Annotated in this window: 18 protein-coding genes; 3 read left to right on the forward strand and 15 right to left on the reverse strand. The window is 37.1% G+C overall.

The window, feature by feature from the left end; translation table 11 throughout:
* Positions 1–193: 193 nt before the first annotated feature.
* From SOI76_RS11450 to SOI76_RS11460, 3 genes are all read right to left on the reverse strand, one after another.
* Complete coding sequence (locus tag SOI76_RS11450) at positions 194–628, reverse strand: I78 family peptidase inhibitor (RefSeq protein ID WP_104080278.1); 435 nt, start codon at positions 626–628, stop codon at positions 194–196.
* Positions 629–789: 161 nt separating this feature from the next.
* Positions 790–1,254: a redox-sensitive transcriptional activator SoxR gene (gene soxR, locus SOI76_RS11455; protein ID WP_104080277.1), complete on the reverse strand. Its 465-nt coding sequence runs from the start codon at positions 1,252–1,254 to the stop codon at positions 790–792.
* Between the two features lie 203 nt (positions 1,255–1,457).
* Positions 1,458–1,751: a hypothetical protein gene (locus tag SOI76_RS11460; protein WP_104080276.1), complete on the reverse strand. Its 294-nt coding sequence runs from the start codon at positions 1,749–1,751 to the stop codon at positions 1,458–1,460.
* Between the two features lie 435 nt (positions 1,752–2,186).
* Between SOI76_RS11460 and SOI76_RS11465 the strand changes: the two genes are divergently transcribed.
* Both SOI76_RS11465 and SOI76_RS11470 read left to right on the forward strand, forming a co-directional pair.
* The gene (locus tag SOI76_RS11465; RefSeq protein ID WP_104080275.1) at positions 2,187–2,846 is read left to right on the forward strand and encodes an epoxyqueuosine reductase QueH; all 660 of its coding nucleotides are present in this window, start codon (positions 2,187–2,189) and stop codon (positions 2,844–2,846) included.
* 287 nt (positions 2,847–3,133) lie between these two features.
* Positions 3,134–3,592, forward strand: coding sequence for a GNAT family N-acetyltransferase (locus SOI76_RS11470; RefSeq protein WP_274389063.1), 459 nt, complete (start codon positions 3,134–3,136; stop codon positions 3,590–3,592).
* A 40-nt stretch (positions 3,593–3,632) separates the two neighbouring features.
* Here the strand turns inward: SOI76_RS11470 and SOI76_RS11475 are convergent, their stop codons facing one another.
* The 4 genes from SOI76_RS11475 to SOI76_RS11490 form a co-directional block, all read right to left on the reverse strand.
* Positions 3,633–4,790 carry a winged helix-turn-helix domain-containing protein gene (locus tag SOI76_RS11475; protein ID WP_104080274.1) on the reverse strand — a complete coding sequence of 386 codons (1,158 nt, stop codon included), beginning with the start codon at positions 4,788–4,790 and terminating at the stop codon, positions 3,633–3,635.
* A gap of 129 nt (positions 4,791–4,919) precedes the next feature.
* Entirely contained in the window at positions 4,920–6,101 is a 1,182-nt protein-coding gene (gene cynX, locus SOI76_RS11480; protein WP_104080273.1) for a cyanate transporter, read from the reverse strand.
* Positions 6,098–6,583 carry a nucleoside deaminase gene (locus SOI76_RS11485; RefSeq protein ID WP_104080312.1) on the reverse strand — a complete coding sequence of 162 codons (486 nt, stop codon included), beginning with the start codon at positions 6,581–6,583 and terminating at the stop codon, positions 6,098–6,100. The genes cynX and SOI76_RS11485 overlap by 4 nt, the downstream gene beginning before the upstream one ends.
* Before the next feature lie 16 nt (positions 6,584–6,599).
* Positions 6,600–7,268: an ankyrin repeat domain-containing protein gene (locus SOI76_RS11490; RefSeq protein WP_068562776.1), complete on the reverse strand. Its 669-nt coding sequence runs from the start codon at positions 7,266–7,268 to the stop codon at positions 6,600–6,602.
* A 147-nt stretch (positions 7,269–7,415) separates the two neighbouring features.
* On the opposite strand from SOI76_RS11490, the gene SOI76_RS11495 reads away from it, so the two are divergent.
* Positions 7,416–8,273: a LysR family transcriptional regulator gene (locus tag SOI76_RS11495; protein WP_068562777.1), complete on the forward strand. Its 858-nt coding sequence runs from the start codon at positions 7,416–7,418 to the stop codon at positions 8,271–8,273.
* Here the strand turns inward: SOI76_RS11495 and SOI76_RS11500 are convergent.
* From SOI76_RS11500 to motB, 8 genes are all read right to left on the reverse strand, one after another.
* On the reverse strand, positions 8,270–9,223 hold the full coding sequence (locus SOI76_RS11500) for a M15 family metallopeptidase (protein ID WP_016141456.1): 954 nt from the start codon (positions 9,221–9,223) through the stop codon (positions 8,270–8,272). The genes SOI76_RS11495 and SOI76_RS11500 overlap by 4 nt on opposite strands.
* Positions 9,224–9,230: 7 nt before the next feature.
* On the reverse strand, positions 9,231–9,851 hold the full coding sequence (locus SOI76_RS11505; protein ID WP_104080272.1) for a hypothetical protein: 621 nt from the start codon (positions 9,849–9,851) through the stop codon (positions 9,231–9,233).
* A 12-nt stretch (positions 9,852–9,863) separates the two neighbouring features.
* A complete protein-coding gene (icmH, locus tag SOI76_RS11510) occupies positions 9,864–10,670 on the reverse strand; it encodes a type IVB secretion system protein IcmH/DotU (protein WP_016141458.1) in 807 nt (268 codons plus the stop codon).
* 17 nt (positions 10,671–10,687) lie between these two features.
* Positions 10,688–12,052 (reverse strand): type VI secretion system baseplate subunit TssK, encoded by a 1,365-nt coding sequence (gene tssK, locus SOI76_RS11515; RefSeq protein ID WP_032053536.1) that lies wholly within the window; start codon positions 12,050–12,052, stop codon positions 10,688–10,690.
* A 16-nt stretch (positions 12,053–12,068) separates the two neighbouring features.
* Positions 12,069–13,163: a type VI secretion system protein TssA gene (tssA, locus tag SOI76_RS11520; protein WP_032053535.1), complete on the reverse strand. Its 1,095-nt coding sequence runs from the start codon at positions 13,161–13,163 to the stop codon at positions 12,069–12,071.
* A 22-nt stretch (positions 13,164–13,185) separates the two neighbouring features.
* Positions 13,186–15,867 carry a type VI secretion system ATPase TssH gene (tssH, locus tag SOI76_RS11525; protein WP_104080271.1) on the reverse strand — a complete coding sequence of 894 codons (2,682 nt, stop codon included), beginning with the start codon at positions 15,865–15,867 and terminating at the stop codon, positions 13,186–13,188.
* A 148-nt stretch (positions 15,868–16,015) separates the two neighbouring features.
* Entirely contained in the window at positions 16,016–16,279 is a 264-nt protein-coding gene (locus SOI76_RS11530; protein ID WP_004793184.1) for a PAAR domain-containing protein, read from the reverse strand.
* A 16-nt stretch (positions 16,280–16,295) separates the two neighbouring features.
* Positions 16,296–17,063 (reverse strand): OmpA family protein, encoded by a 768-nt coding sequence (motB, locus tag SOI76_RS11535; protein ID WP_104080270.1) that lies wholly within the window; start codon positions 17,061–17,063, stop codon positions 16,296–16,298.
* Position 17,064: the final 1 nt, after the last annotated feature.

A 17,064-nucleotide genomic window follows, 5' to 3' on the forward strand; every position in this document is an offset into this window, starting at 1 on the left:
TTTTATTCATTTTTACTGGTAAAGTGCTTTACATGGTTTGATACAACCTACTTAACTCAGATGCATAATTCACCTGTTCTTGCATCTGAAGTTTTCTGCCTCTAGTCCGCTAGAGGCTTTTTTTTATTACTTAATAAAAAAACCTGCATTTCAGCAGGCTTTTTATTTCAAGATTTAATTTAGTAAAGCTTAATTAACCACAGGTTGCCTGAGTAATTTTCTTAGTTGCAGGATCAATAGTAACTGTAACTCGGTTTGTACGATAATCCATAGTCATAGGTTGACCTGGAGCCACTTTGCGTACAATTTCTGATTTAGTTTTTTGCTTAATTTGGTCATCAGTAAGGCCAGATTGACCTACCAATTTTTGAGCTTCTTCTGCTACACAGTTCGCTTGATTATCACGGAATAATTTCCATTCTTCAACGACTTGGCCGTTTGGTAAATGACAATACCCAACCTGTCCATTTGCTTCATTTCTAATTTCTAATTTCCCGCCTTGTTCAACACAATATTGACTAGCTGGGTTTGGTGAACCAATTTTTGGTGGAGTTGAATCTTTATGTTGTGCAGATGAACAAGCCGTTAACGAAACAAGCGCTAAACCAAGAAAGATAATTTTTTTCATAAATTTTTGCTTCTTAATAAAAAAATAAAGATATCAAAAAAATTCATGTTTCATGTGTCTTGTTTACAATAAAAAACTCTCTTAGCAATTCTATTAACCGCTCTTTAATTGATTAGAATTTAAAATATTCTGTTCTAAAAACAATGATTAAAATATTGCAATTAAGGCCTTTCTAAAATTCGGGGTCCGGAACCGTCTTGCCCTAAAACATCTTCTGGATTTCTTAAAGGGCATTGCTCTAATGACAAGCAACCACAGCCAATACACCAGTCCATTTCATCGCGTAGTCTCGTTAATTTTTGAATACGCTCATCCAGATCTTTTCGCCAATGGCTTGATAACTCTTTCCACTGTTTAGCTGTTAATTTGCTTCCCATAGGATATGCACTAAGAGCTGATTTAATTTCATCTAAGGGAATCCCAACTCTTTGAGCAACTTTAATAATCGCAATATATCTTAAAACGATTAATGGGAAACGGCGTTGATTACCGTTAGTTCTTAGACTTTTTATGAGCCCTTTCGCCTCATAAAAATGCAGCGTTGAGACAGGAACCCCGCTCCTTTTTGCAACCTCACCCACTGTCAAAACTCGACTAGGGTCAGCTTTTTTATTTTCATTTATCATAATTGACCTCAACTTTACTCGAGGTTTATAAGAGAGCCTCTGTATTTTGTCAAATAAATAAGCCAACCAACCTGACTGCTAAAAGCCATTTTTCTGAGTTTGATGGTCTTAACTTTTCGATAAAACCTAAGAAGATAAATTTAATGAGACTATTAATTCTGTTAAATCTATAAAATGAGGTGCTAACATTTAAATTTAAGAAATTAATTTTGTAGAGCACACGGGCACCCGCAAATCCAAAACATGTTGTAAACAAAAGGCATTGGTGCTCCTAGAGGATAGACCCTAGCTTGATCGATTTTATAAGTTTTTTTACGTGACTCGATGTGAAGTATATTATCGTAGCGAGCAACTACTATTCCCTTTTTATATAATTTTTTCCGTTCATTCTTTGCATCAAATTTATATACCAAAAAGTAAACTTTTTCTCCTACGCTGATCTTTGAATGATTAACCATAATGTAACCATTACAATACTTACATTGCCAATCTTTCATATCTCAAATTATCACACGCTTAAGTTTAAAAACACATTGAATTTTATAGTATAGATTTATTAAAGCTACAAATCTAAAGAAATATTTTAATTAAAAAAATAAGGTTTATTTGTGATGCACATCACAAATAAAAATCATAAAATTACAAATTATATCTAGATACATCAATTACTTACCAAATAAAATTTTAGGTTTATTGTTTTTATAAATATAAAAATCTTATATATTTTATATTATTATATAGTATAAAAGGCAGAAAAATTAAATGCAGTTATATAATTAATTTTAATATTTCACAATATACTTATTTCATTATATTTAACTTAATATTAAATAGAGTAATAAATTATTTTCACTTTTAATTGAAAATAATTCAGTTCACATTATTTAAATACAAAATATATAATCATTAGAATTGCAATTTAATTTTTTATTATGCCAACTCAACGTTTAAAATTAGAACTCCCATCTGGACATGATCAATTATTACTTCACTCTTGTTGTGCTCCTTGTTCAGGAGAAGTCATGGAAGCATTGATTGATTCTGGAATTAAATTTTCAATATTTTTTTATAATCCTAATATTCACCCAATAAAAGAATATCTCATCCGTAAGGAAGAAAATATTCGTTTTGCAGAAAAGCATAATATTCCATTTATCGATGCCGATTATGACACAGACAATTGGTTTGCTCGAGCTAAAGGTATGGAGGATGAACCCGAACGCGGCATTCGTTGTACCATGTGTTTCGATATGCGTTTCGAGCGAACTGCCCTTTATGCACATGAACACGGCTTTAGTCTCATCAGTAGTTCGTTAGGAATTTCTCGTTGGAAAAATATGGCTCAAATTAATGATTGCGGAATTCGGGCAGCATCCAATTATCCAGATATTCAATATTGGGATTATAACTGGCGAAAAAATGGTGGCTCTAGTCGAATGATTGAAATCAGTAAACGAGAGGAATTCTACCAACAGGAATATTGTGGCTGTGTATATTCTTTACGTGACACCAATCGTTGGCGTATGAGTAATGGTCGAGACCGAATTAAACTAGGTGTTAAGTTCTATAGTAATGCCATGGAAGAAGATTAAATCTTATTCTCCTTAAAAAATTAATTCATTCTAAGCTATATTTATTCCCAATAAAAAAAGGCCACATCTGGAGAATGTGGCCAAAAGGTGTACTGTACTGAGCTTTGATATTATTAGAATAATGAAGTTAGCTTAAAATAAGATTAATAAATTTAAAAAAGTAATGAGAATAAGTAATTTCTTTTCTCGTCAGATTTATTATGTTAGTTTTTAATATCTTAATGTTTACTTAAGCTACTTATATCCAAAATATAATTTTAATCAATGAGTAAGAATGAAGTGTAATTATGATTGAAAATAAAACTATCGAAATCGTTCCTGTTCAGCAGCAAGACTATTTACAATGGGAAAAATATTGGCTTGCCTATCAAAATTTCTATCAGGTCAATTTACCTCTTCATATAACAAAAAAGACTTGGGAGCGTTTCTTTGATGAAAAAGAACCAATTTATTGTGCTGTTGCCAGAAATAAAGAACGTATCTTAGGTTTTGTCACCTATATGTTTCATCGTTCAACATGGGCAGAAAATAATTACTGCTATCTAGAAGACCTCTATGTTTCACCTGAATTCCGTGGTCAACATATTGGTAAGCAACTCATTGAATACGTACAGAAACAAGCAATTGCACATCACTGTGAACGTTTATATTGGCATACTCAAGAAAGCAATCAAACAGCCCAAAAGCTCTATGACTGGATTGCACAAAAGCCAGGAATTATTCAATACCGTATGCCATTGAACTAAAGAAAGTAAAAAGCACTAAAAGCTGGAGTGCTTTTGGTGTTTAAATTTTAGTATGAATAAGCTTTATTACTTTGTCATTAATAGTTGAGCATTGATTAAACGCTGCAAAACGCTTGAGCTCTTGCTCCAATTCAAAAAAGAAGAGCTCCTTATTTTTTACTGTTTTTTCTAGATGCAGACTAATTACTTCTAACTCTTTTATAGAACGATGCGCTTTACAATCTACTCGGCCGACTAACTCATCTTGATATAGAATCGGCAAACAAAAATAACCATATACTCTTTTAGCCGCTGGTACATAGCATTCAATCCGATAATCAAACTCAAATAAAAAAGTTAAACGGTCACGATGAATAAGCGAGTTATCAAAAGGTGAAAGTATTTTTAAACCGAACTCAGTATTAAGCTTTTGTTCTATTGCAACGGCATCAATATATAGCGTTTGACCATTCTCAAGCGTAATTGCAGATACTACGCCTGCGTCAATTTGCTCCATTAGCACAGCACGCATAGTTTCTTTTAAATCATTTTTCTTTAAATGAACCAGTTGTTTCCATGTAAATGCACCATGTGCTCGAAGCGTATTATTAAATAAATACTGCGCATATTCATAAAGCGTAGGCATACTTAAATCAATATTTTCAGGCAAGCAGCGCTCGGTCAAATCATAGACCTTTTCCATTCCGTTACGTTCGCAGATCATCAGGTCACCTTGCATATATAACTGCTCAAAAGCACGGCGGCCCGGACCTGTATTCCACCAGTTTCCTAAACTCTTTTTATTATTCTTATCAATATCACGTAGACGAATTTTTCCTTCAGCACGAACACGCGCCAAAATTTCATTCATGAGCTGCTGATCGCCTCTATTAAAATAACGGCTTTCCCCTTTCCTAACAGACATCATGGCAGGCAGCGCATAGCGATAATCTTTCATAGGAAGATAAGATGCGGCATGATACCAATATTCAAAAATCTGGCGCTCACGTACCAAACTATTGAGATGACTTAGCTCATAATCAGGCACTCGGCTCCACAATATATGGTGATGAGCTCGCTCTACAACCGATATGGTATCAATTTGCACATATCCTAAATGCTCAATCGCCTGTAAAGTGCCTTCCAAGCCTTTTGCAAATCGACTGGTTTTCCCTAGGCCTTGATTAAATAAAGTGAGTTGTTTCAAAGAAGAAGTCATAGAAATCAAATATTGTTGTATTCATTTAGAAGCTGAAATTTTCAGTACTATCGTATCACTATTTCCTCATTTGCTTGTGATTATAGGAGCAGCAATTCTTAAAAAAAGAATCTTGGCTAACTCAACGTTTTACAGACTCACTTTAAAATAACTTTTGGGATTCAATCTAATTACTAAAATAACAGCTAATATCACACTGACTAAATGAAAAAGCCAGCCTGCTTTGTAAGCTCCTGTAAGATCATGCAAAATCGCAATAATCCACGGCGGGATTGCTGCCAGTAAAAAACCACCGCCTTGCATCAGTGCAGATAAAGCACCTGCATGTATCGGTTCATCAAAATGATCTAATGCAACTATAAGCGTTAAGGCAAAACATCCCCCTAAACCCGCGCCTAAACAAATTGCCCAAAGCATAGAGGCGAACTCAGGCATAAAAGCCATTCCAGAGAAACCGACTAGTTGCATGGCTAACGTAAACCATAACCATGGACGTCGATCTTTATATTTCCTAGCTAAAACAGGCAAAATGAGTGCTGAAGCTGCTTGGCTCAAGGCCAGTAAAGCAAGTAGTTGTCCACTTTGCGCTGCGCTCCGACCCTGATCTTGAAAAGAAGGTGCTAACCAAGCTACGACTGATGAGTAGCCACCATTTACAAGCCCGAAACAAGCCATTAATAACCAAGTTCGAGGTTGCTTTAATAACTTTCTTATAGGCGCGCGATGAATGGATGAGCGAACTTTTGATGGTAAAAAGATAAGTGCCAATATAAATGTAAATAAAGCTGGAATAGCAAAAAAAGCCAGTCCAATCGACCAGACACCCGTTATATTTGAAATTATGGGAGCTAACCATGCTCCTAACGCCCCACCGCCCATGAGCATAGCCGAATAAAGCCCCATCATCGGACCTATGTATTGGCTAAATTCTCGTTTAATCATGCCCGGAAAAGCGGCTTGTATCATCGCAACTCCGAATCCAATTACTATTGCACTAAGAATTAATCCTTCAGATGTAGGCAATAAAAATCGGACAGCACATCCTCCACAAATGGCGAGCAATGCACCAAGAATAGCTTTTCGTTCGCCCACATAGTTCTGCAATATTGGGCCAACAAATGCAACAAGCCCCATAAGCATCATCGGTAGCAAAGTAAGTAGTGCCATTCCTTGTAGGCTTAAGCCAGTGGCTGTTCGAATATTGGCAATTAATGGTCCAATACTTGTGATAAATGGTCTTAAATTAAGGCCCACCAAAGCTACCGTTACAACAAGCATGGGACGAGTCAAAAAAACTCCAGACTGCTTCATTCTTCTGAGCCTGAATTCTGGGCCTGATAATTCTTCCAATGCACATAAAGATCAGTGCGGTTTTCAACTCTGATCGGTATATATTGAATTTTCATTGATTGTTCAGAAAACGGCTTGGCAAGCTCTATATATATTTCGGCTGTAGACAAACCAAATGGTGTTCCGTCTTCATTAGAATATGCATAGCTCACCGACTTGATACCTGCTAAACGCATTGCAGCCATACACATTGGGCATGGATGACCACTTGCATACACAGAGCAGCCTTCTAAATTGGCAGTTCCTAAAACTTGGCTGGCTGCACGAATCGCCAGTAATTCGGCATGTGCAGTGGGATCGTTGGTTGTCAGAATCTGATTTACACATGAAGCAATAATTTCTCCATTCTTTACAACTACTGCTCCAAATGGTCTGCCACCTTTTTCAATATTGTTATAGGCAAGCTCAATCGCATTACGTAAAAACTGTTCACCTTTTTCCATCATGTACTCTCACTTTTTATTTTGCACCAGCTGCAAGAAGTCTTTTTTCAATTTCGCGGTAGCCTCGTGAACGCGCATGTTGTAATGGCGTAATGCCGTCTTTATCAGCCAAGTTCGGATCAGCCCCTGCTTTTAATAAAAGCTCTACAATGCGTTGATATTTTGGTTCTCCATTGCCCAAAATAATGGCCTCAAGCAATGCGGTCCACCCCAAATTATTGACATGATTAACATCTATACCAGCCGCAATTAATGTACGAACCGTTTCAACATGGCCTCGCTCCGCTGCAGGAATGAGCGCAGTCCCACCGTAACGATTAGTACTTTTTAAATCGGCACCATGCATGAGTGTCATTCTTAGAATTTTTAAATATCCTTGTGCGCCGGCGTACAAATACGGACTGTCTTGAATATTATCTTTTGCATTTACATCCGCACCCGCCTCTATCAGCATATGAGCAGCATGTACATTATTTGCTCTTGTTGCGACCATCAAAGCAGTCGAACCAGTTTCATCCCGCTCATCAATTAAAGCCTTTTGAGATAAAATCTTTTTTATAGATTGAGTGTCGTTATTTATTGCTGCCTGATGTAAAGGGTACTCACTCATTGCATTCGTCATATTTGTAAAACCTAAAGCCCCTACCGCGACGATCAGATTTATCCATATTAGTGACTTACGCATGCTGGTCTCCCAATAGAAATTTATGGCAAAACATTTTGTAAATAGAATAAACACCATCAAAAGTATTTGGAAATTAAATTATTTAATCGATAGTATTAAGATTATAAATACTTATCTGATCTGCTTTTAAACATAGCGGTGCATAATATGTTTGATCCTCGCCTTTTACGTGCTTTTGTCACTATTTTTGAAACGGGCAGTTTTACCGCAGCCGCCGATCGATTACATCTGACTCAATCAACGATTAGTCAGCAGTTAGCACGGCTTGAAGAATCAGTGGGTCATGTGCTTATAGATCGAACAGCAAGACCTTTCAAATTGACAGTTTCGGGAGAATATCTGATTGGTTATGCGCAGCGGATTTTGACTCTTCAACAAGAAGCTGAGGCCCTACTTAAAGATCCGGCAGGAAGTATTCCTATTCGTATTGGTCTACCAGAAGATATGATGAGTCCTGCAATGGCTGAAGTTTTCGGTATATTTGCCAAAGAGCATCGTTCCATTCGTTTAGACGTAACCTCTGGCTTAAGTCGGAACCTAACAGACCGTTATCGGAATGGTGAATTGGATATTATTATTGTCAAAGAACCCGCAGCCAGTGCTGATCACCACGCTACATTCCCAGAAGAAATGGCATGGTTTGCAAGTGAAAACTCAAAGACTCCATCGACTGACCCCGTGAGTTTAGTCACTTTTCCTCAAGGCGGACTTTATCGGGACGAAATGTTCGCAACCTTAGAACGTGAGCGGCGACGTTGGTATATTGCCTTTACGGGGAGTAGCCTAGAAAGCGTGTTAGTCAGTGTTGAAACAGGATTAGGGTTATCTTTATTACCTGTGGCTACGACCACTGGACGTAGAGTACGTCGATATGATTCATTCGGGGCTGTTCCGCCTATGGTCGTTTCAATTTACACATGGGAAAAAGCTGGGATAATCTCCCAGCTTGTAGATAAAATGACGACCGTTTTAAAGGATCGTTTTCAATCCTCAATCAATATTTAACTTATATCATTCGAACTTTCAGCAATAAGTTTTTCTGCCATTTCTTGAGTTTTTCTTAAGCCTGGCATACGGAATTCGGTATGCCCATAATCTTGGATAGATTTCCAACGTCCACCCCAAGTCAGCCCCACCGATTCGGCAACTTGTCCATATAATCGATAGCCTTGCATTGCCCACGGGTCTCGCTCAGAAATAACCACTTTTCCATTTCGTTTAAATGCTACATCAGCAGCCAAACCAAACTGGTGATAGCTTTGATACCCCCTCGCTCTAGTCGTGTTAGGATTGCCCGCCAGCATATTCTGACGTGCTGGGCTACGATAGCCTTCTAATAAAACCAACTCATAACCATACTGTTCTTTCATGATTTTAAACACCATGAGTAAACGCTGTTTATAACGTGGGTTCATTTTGTCCCATTTACGATCAACCAAAGTCGTGTCCAGAATAGCTCGACCATCGAAACTTGCATTATCAATCGGTGAAGAATTAATAGCTCCACTATTTTGAGACGAATATTGCTGCTCTAACTGCGTAGCCTCAACAATTGCGGCCTCAATTAAGCTTTCATCCACTTCTGGCGGCGGCGATAATATTTCACCATTTAAAAGTGCATAAATTTGAGGATCAGTTTTTTTCAGATATTCAGCTTCAATTCGAGTTGAACTAATCGGACGAGTAAAAGCAAAAATTAATATACTGGCAAACAAAAAAAAGCCTGCAATTACAATCCACCATTGTTGTAAATGCCAATGAGATTGTAATTTTTCAGGAGCAGCTGCCTGATTCATGGTTTGAGCAAATTGCTTCACCTGATTAAGCTGTTTACGCCCTTGGGGCAGTAATGACAAAACAAAATCTTTGCTTCTACTCCTGAGTTCATAAGACATTAAAAACGCTAAACCAATTGCCAAACATGTAAAGCAAAAGAAAATGAGAAAGATCATCATCAGTTCATTAATTCACGGCAAAAGGACTTCGTGTAATTTTAATATCTACCGATGCCTTAGGTGGCTCAACCTCAGGTTCTGGTTCAGCTGGAGCTTTACTCTCAACTACGGGTTTAGCCTGCACTACTTGTTGCTGCGGCTTACTCACAGGTTTTTGCTGAGTTGGCTGTATTTTGGGCTGAGCCGCTTTAGCTGCACCCGTCTGTAGCTGAGGCACAACCTGAACTTTCTTTTCACCTGTTAGCTGCTCATCAAACGGCGAAACTCGTTGTTCATTCGTAGCAACAGCTTTATGTGGAGCAGGTTTAAAAATATTGCTTAACTCATTATCTTTTGGCTGTTCAAAGCCATCACGGCTCATTGAGTCTGTTTCGTTGTCTTGGCTTACAGCAACCTGATTTTGTTCATCAGAAGAATGAGCAGCATCTTGATTTAAAATTTGATCTTCTATTGATTTACTCTCAATTGCTGCTGATTCTGGCGAATTCGGTTGAGACAAGAACAGGAATAGCGAGATGCTGACAAACACCCCTGCAATTACACCAATCACAATATAAAGTAGTGGTGATTTCGGCTTTTTTTTATTCGATTGTAAAACTCGAATAGAAGTTGGTTTTTCCTGAGCCATTTCGTACCATCATCAAGGTAAATAAATTGTAATATGCGCTTGCTCTTGAGGAGCAGAAATCACATTTTGATAATTAGATAATGCTTTATCATTTTGATTGTTCAGCATAAATCTTAAACCTGCAAAGGTAAGTAATGCAAAAATCAATAAAAAGATCAAAATCCAAAAGAAAGGTACTTCGCGATGAATAATATTTCGTATTTGATCGGGAATTGCCGAGAACGGCGAAAACGCAACTTTTTTCCCTTTTAAATAGTCAATTTCATCACCCACTCTTGATACTAAGTGGTTAAGACTTTCAATAGACTCAATGCGGTACTTACCTTGAAAACCAAGTAAAAGGCAGTAATGAAATACTTCAAGAGCAGCTAGTCGTTCTTTTCCACGGCTTCGCAATTGCTCCAAAATTTCAAAAAAGCGATAGCCCGCTAACTGAGAACCAAACAAGCTCAATTGCAATGGGCTAATCAACCAAGCATTCTGTAAATTAAAATAGCTTGGGTCTTGTTGCGTTACGATGGTTTCATCAATTAATGCACAAAATGCATATTTAGCATCATGAATATCATCAGCTGAAAATTGTAGTTTTTTAGCTTGTTGCTCAAATTGATTAAGCAAATTTAGGGTTTTTTCACGGAATTGCTGCGCATCTGCTGGCACATATTGATTTCGAATTAAAAAAATCAAATAAAAGCCATCATGCAATAAATCAATAAGATTAATTGCCTGTAGTTTTGCCTGCGACTGGCTATTGTTATTTCCACCTGTCCCGATTTGCCCATCGTCAAATAAAGAAGGAGCGCCTGTAGATTGTGACATTTTTCTCTCCTTTACCGTTAAGCGTTCATGACCGCAATCAATTCAATACTGATATCTTGGAAACCAGCTGGAACATAAATACAGATCGTCTCTGAATCTAGCATGCGCTGATATAGCTCGTGATGCGGTTCAATTTCAAAATAACTCACACCAGAACGTACCGGTATTGCCGTTGGAACCTGAATCAAATGATGTAATGGAATTGCAGGTAATGCAGCAACTACACGTTGCTCTACATCCAAAGTGCTACCAATCTTGAATCGTAAAGGTACGATCTGGATCAACTCATGGGTCTGCATAGCACTACTTGATACAGCAATATAAAGTCGAGTGTCTCGAGTAATCTTATCGGTTTCAAGACTTCCCACCCAATATGAAGGTCGGATCTCTTTAAGCGCAATACTGATATAACGACTTGAAATAATCGTATCGAGTAAATCACGCAGAATCGTGTCTAACTGAGTAAAACTTTCTTGTAAATTATGATGTTTATAAGCAGGCAACTGATCGACATCATAGGCTGTCGAGAAAGTTAATAATGAACCTGCTAAACGCAATAATTCGAAAAACAACCGTTCTGGATGGATTTGTGGATATTGCACAAAGTGATTTAAACCGGCATGAGCTGTATTTAAGGCATTCACTAACCAGAAAGAAACAATATCACCTGAACGGAATTCAATTAATTTCTGTTCATTTTCTCGGTTATTGGTTTGAATCGTCTTAATTTTTGCCTTAATAACATTCAGTGTTCTTTTTAAGTTTGAAATGAGTGTTTCAGAGGCATCCACGTGCAAAATTGGTGGAATAAACTTTCGGTCAATTTCAAAAGCACCAGAGCTTTGGCGCTTAATTTTTCCAATCGGCAGATATAAGAAACCATCTAAATTATGGTCTGGATTACTATGAACATCTAATAATTTAAAAACAGCACGGCGGCGTAGCAAACTAATATCGGCTTCGGTAGCATTCGTAAATAGATCATGCGTTTCGACAAGGTGAGATTGATATCTACCCTTTTGTGATTGGTTTTGATCAATTAGATTTTGCTTATTTGCTTGTAAGAGTGGCAATGCTAAATAGATTAGCATCTCACCACGTAAATTAAGATCATCTAATAAAATTGGTTCAGGCAATAAATCATATGCAGGCGCCTGATAAATTTCACCGTCTTGCCAGATCATCTCTACAGACTCAAGAGCAAGTATATGCGTACTCAATTGAGCCTCGTCGAAACTCAATTTTTGAATACCATACGAAAAAGGCACAACCGCACGAACCGTATGATTTAGGCGTTGTTCATGATAGGTATCTTGAATTTGGAAATGTTGAGGTCTTAAAAATAAACCTTCGCCCCACAGGACTTTTTCAGCTTTAAACATATGTCTTTACCAATCTTTATTCATATTCATTTTTAGGCTGTACACCTAACATTTCCTGAACCATTTGTAATGGATGCTCATCTTTAATGACTTGCGCTAACCATTCATGTAATGGCATTTGACTCCATTTAATAGTTTTTTGAAGCATATAGCTCACAGGGCTATGAGGTTCATTTGCTTGGAAGTAATCTGCGATCTCTTGCAGCACTTTCATTGCTTGCTCGCGGTTAGCCAAGTGTGTTTGTGCTTGAGGCTGAAAAGCAGGCTGATCTGAAACAACTTGTACAGGCACTTGATTTTCCATAGATGAGCTCGTGATGACAGTAGCCTGTTCTTGGATTGGTGCAAGTCCTGAACCAAAAGCTTCTGCTTTATAAATCTTGCGTAATGTGCTGTGAATAGTCTCAAATGCTGAATCAATCGCAGCAAAACTTGGCGAATCTAGCCCCATTAAATGATCGAGAGTTTGCTTTAAAACATCCCACTCAGTTAACACTGAACTAAAATCTTGATAGTTAGAATATTGAAAAGTTTTAGACGTATTAAAAATAGCTTGGTCGAATTGTTCTAATTCCGATGGCCCCGACTGGCTATCATACTCTTCTGTTTGTTTACGGCGAACATTTTCGTGATAAAGAAAATTATCATAATCAAGCAAATTATAATAAGGAGCCGTATTGGTTAAAGGGACTTTCTTTAACAACATCGGAAGTTGATTAATTAAACCCTGTAATAAACCAATGCGTTGATCCAAGTCATCATCTTCAATAACAGGATGAATTTCCTGCCAGTATTGATTTAGCATGGAATGGCTTAAAGTTAAACCTTTCGCCATACCTTCAAAACCATCAAGATGAGTCCAAGCTTCTAAGAGCCAAGTTAATAGACGAATATCTTTCGTTTTATCTTTTAGCAAAACACTTGTGTTCTTTGCTACAAAGTCCCAATCGGCTTGTTTGCGCTCAGCAACCCAATCACCTTGATCTAGTAATAGATCATCTTGTGTCTTCGCTTTTTTTATTTCATGAAATTCATTAGAAAACGAAAAGTCGTCACCACAAGGCAAACTATCACTAATGGGTTCAAGTAGTTCAGAAATATCAATATTCATCTAATTTTAGCTCTATTCAATTTTAAACTTCTGACTTCAATTTTTTACTAGTCCTTTTTTTAGCAGCTTTTACAACTGGGTCTAGTACATATTGAATTTCGTCATCTTTAGCATCAATCATGATAATTTTTGGTAGTTTTTGCTCTGCTAAAGCCACCAAAATTTCTGTAGCCAATGCAGGTAACGCTGTAGAATTTAAAATATTATCAACGTTACGCGCACCACTATCGACTTCTGTACAACGGCTTAAGAGGAGCTCTACCAAATCATCAGAATACTGGACTTGTGTTCCGTATTGTTTCTCAATTCTTGCTGTGATTTTGCCTAACTTATGCTTAATGATTCGTACAAGTAGATCATCATGCAGTGGGAAATAAGGTACAACTCTCATTCGGCCTAAAAATGCAGGCTTAAATTGTTTATATAAACTTGGTTTTAAGTGCTCAATCAACTCTTCAGCTGTAGGCCACTCTTCTACAGGTCTATTTAAGCAAGCCTGCATAATGGCACTTGAACCAGCATTTGAAGTTAACAAAATAGTCGTGTTTTTAAAATCAATTACTCGTCCTTCACCATCTTCTAAAGTACCTTTATCGAATACTTGATAGAACAGTTCCTGAACATCGCTATGAGCTTTTTCAATTTCATCAAGTAACACAACACTGTACGGGTTACGGCGAACCGCTTCTGTTAAAACCCCACCTTGACCATATCCGACATATCCTGGAGGTGCACCTTTTAGCGAAGATACAGTATGGGCTTCTTGATATTCAGACATATTAATTGTGATTAAATGCTGCTCACCACCATATAACTCATTTGCCAAAGTTAATGCAGTTTCAGTTTTACCTACACCACTCGGTCCCACTAAAAGAAATACACCTTGTGGCTTATTAGGATCTTCAAGTTTTGCTTTTGAAGTTTTAATGCCTTGAACTAATTGTGTGAGTGCATAATCTTGCCCCATTACACGCTCGCCCAATTTATCTTCAAGCGTTAATATCTGTTTAATTTCATCATTGACCATTTTTCCAACAGGAATACCTGTCCAATCAGAAATAATTTCATTAATGATTTGAGAGTTTACTCTTTCAAATACTAATGGTTGCTGACCTTGAATATCGGCAAGATCTTTACGCAGTAGATTAATCTGATCGAAAGCTTCAGACTCATTAGCATGATTCTGTGCTTCTAACTCTTGAATTTTATGAACAAGTTCTAATTCTTTTTGCCACTGCTCTTCGGTTTCTTGGATCTCTTCTTGTAAAGATTCTAAATTAGCTTTTAAAGTTTCCAATCGTTCATGATGAATTGGAATTTGACGATGCTCATTTTCTAAAATTTGCTGCTCAAGCTTTAAGTTATGCTCTTGGGCCTTTAACTGATCAAGCTTTACAGGTTGAGCATTTTGAGTCAAAGCAACACGTGCTGCAGCCGTATCAAGCACACTAATTGCTTTATCCGGAAGTTGGCGACCACTAATATATCGATGTGAAGAATGAACCGCGGTAACGATCGCCTCATCATCAATTTGCAATTTAAAATGCTGCTGCATGACTGGAATCATCGCCCGCAACATATCTACTGCAACTTCTTCGGTTGGCTCTTCTACTTTTACTACCTGAAAACGTCGGCTCAATGCAGCATCTTTTTCAAAATATTGTTTGTATTCTGCCCAAGTAGTCGCAGCAATTGTGCGCAACTCACCACGTGCAAGTGCTGGTTTTAAAAGATTTGCAGCATCATTTTGCCCTGCTTGTCCACCTGCACCAATTAAAGTATGTGCTTCATCAATAAATAAAATAATAGGATGAGTAGAAGCTTGAACTTCTTGAATAACCTGTTTTAAACGATTTTCAAACTCGCCTTTAACACTTGCACCTGCCTGTAATAGTCCCATATCCAGCACATGTAAATGTACATTTTTTAGGGCGTTTGGTACTAAACCTTGAGCAATTTTTAAAGCCAAACCTTCCACTACAGCTGTTTTACCAACACCAGGTTCTCCGGTTAAGATCGGATTGTTTTGGCGTCTACGCATTAAAATATCGAGCATTAAGCGAATTTCATATTCACGTCCAATAACTGGATCTATACCACCTTTTTTCGCTTTTTCAGTGAGATTAATCGTATATTGGTCAAGTGCAGGTGTTTTAGCTACTTTGGTATTTGCTACAGTCGCCTCTGTTGAGTCAGCTTCATCAGAAGGCGTTTTTGTTTCATCTTGTTGTTCAACACTCTTCTCACAAATTTCAAGAAACTTATGTTTCATGGAATCAATTGGTAAAAGGTCAAATAAACTCGAAGCTCTTGTTGCAATTTGATATAAATCAGGCGCAGTTAATAACGCAACTAATAAATGACCACTACGAATAACTGGATTTTGTTCAGCCGAAGCTAATAACCAAGCTTGTTCAAACAAACGAACAATAGATTTAGCAAAAATAGGAGTTCGAGTATTACCTTTTGGTAATTGAGAAATTGTTTCTTTTAAATCATCAACTAAAGCTTCAGATGAAATTTTATACTTCTTTAATAAAATTTTTAAATCATTCTCTAAAGATTGATTAAGTAATTCTAAAAATAAATGCTCAATTTCAATTTCGTAATTTTGTTGAATAACACAAGCATTAGCCGATTTTTCTAAAGCAGTTCGTGCAACTGTAGAAAGTTTTGTAATTAAAATTTTTAAATTACTCATCATTACTCTCAATATTTTTAAATAATTTAATGCTTAAAATCATAATGCCTGTATATTAACAAAATTCAGCTTTATCAGACAAACTACTCATCATTTCAAGCGTTAATATGTTTTAGTAGATATTTATATCTATATAAAAATATCTCTACCCTTATCCTTGATTAACTAAACTCTGTTTTGGCAATAATTTACAGCCACATGATAATGAATCATTTACACGTGCTGCGGATTTTCCCATAACAAGCATATTTGGATCTCCCGATACAATCGTAGAAACCGTTTTGTGTAACGGACAAGTTGCCTTATCTCCTACACAGGCAATTGCAATTCCATCAATTAAAAATGTACTGTTTCCTGAAATGACTTGCCCTCCACCAGTGGTTGGGCATCCAATCGTAATGTAAGGGCTAGCCATGTTCTTCTCCTTATATTTATAGAACAGTAAACTCAATTCGACGGTTTTTCTTTCTGCCTTCTGGAGAAGTGTTATCTGCAACTGGCTTAGATGAACCTAAACCTTCTGTAGATAAATGATCGGCAGGAATACTTTTACTAATCAAATAGTTTTTCACTGCTAATGCTCGATCTTGGCTAAGTTTTAAGTTTTTAGTTGCATCACCGGAACTATCAGTATGACCAATAATTTTGACTTTTTTACCGCCTACTTTATTTAAAGCAACAGCCATCTCATCGAGAATTTTTTGACCAGCATTAGTTAAAACTGCACTACCAGATTCAAACTCAATAATTCGATTTTTAAGTGCGTCATCAATGATTTTTTGCTCAGCCTGATTGACTGATAACTGTGAATACAGTTGATATGGTGGCTGCACTAACCCTTGAAAAGATTGAATTGTAGGCTGGATATCTGCTGGATTCAGCATTTTTCCACTTAGCTCAAATCGAGTACCATTTACGCTTAATTTCCCTTGCGAAACCTTTTTAAGATCAGGGGTAATCACTCGCGTCACCGAGTCACTCCACCCATTTGGAGCAGCTACGGGTCTCACTTGTATTTTATCTACAACCTGATCAGCACCATAAACAGATTGCATTTTTAATAAGATAGCCTGTTTACTTGCTTCGTTAGGGACCACACCTTCTACGACAATCGGCTGAGCCAAAGCATAGTTAGCAATAGCATAGATAAAACAGCCTTTTATGAGCTGTGAAAGTTTAGTTTGATATCGTTGATTCATT

The organism is Acinetobacter pittii (genome assembly GCF_034064985.1).
Taxonomy (GTDB): domain Bacteria; phylum Pseudomonadota; class Gammaproteobacteria; order Pseudomonadales; family Moraxellaceae; genus Acinetobacter; species Acinetobacter pittii_H.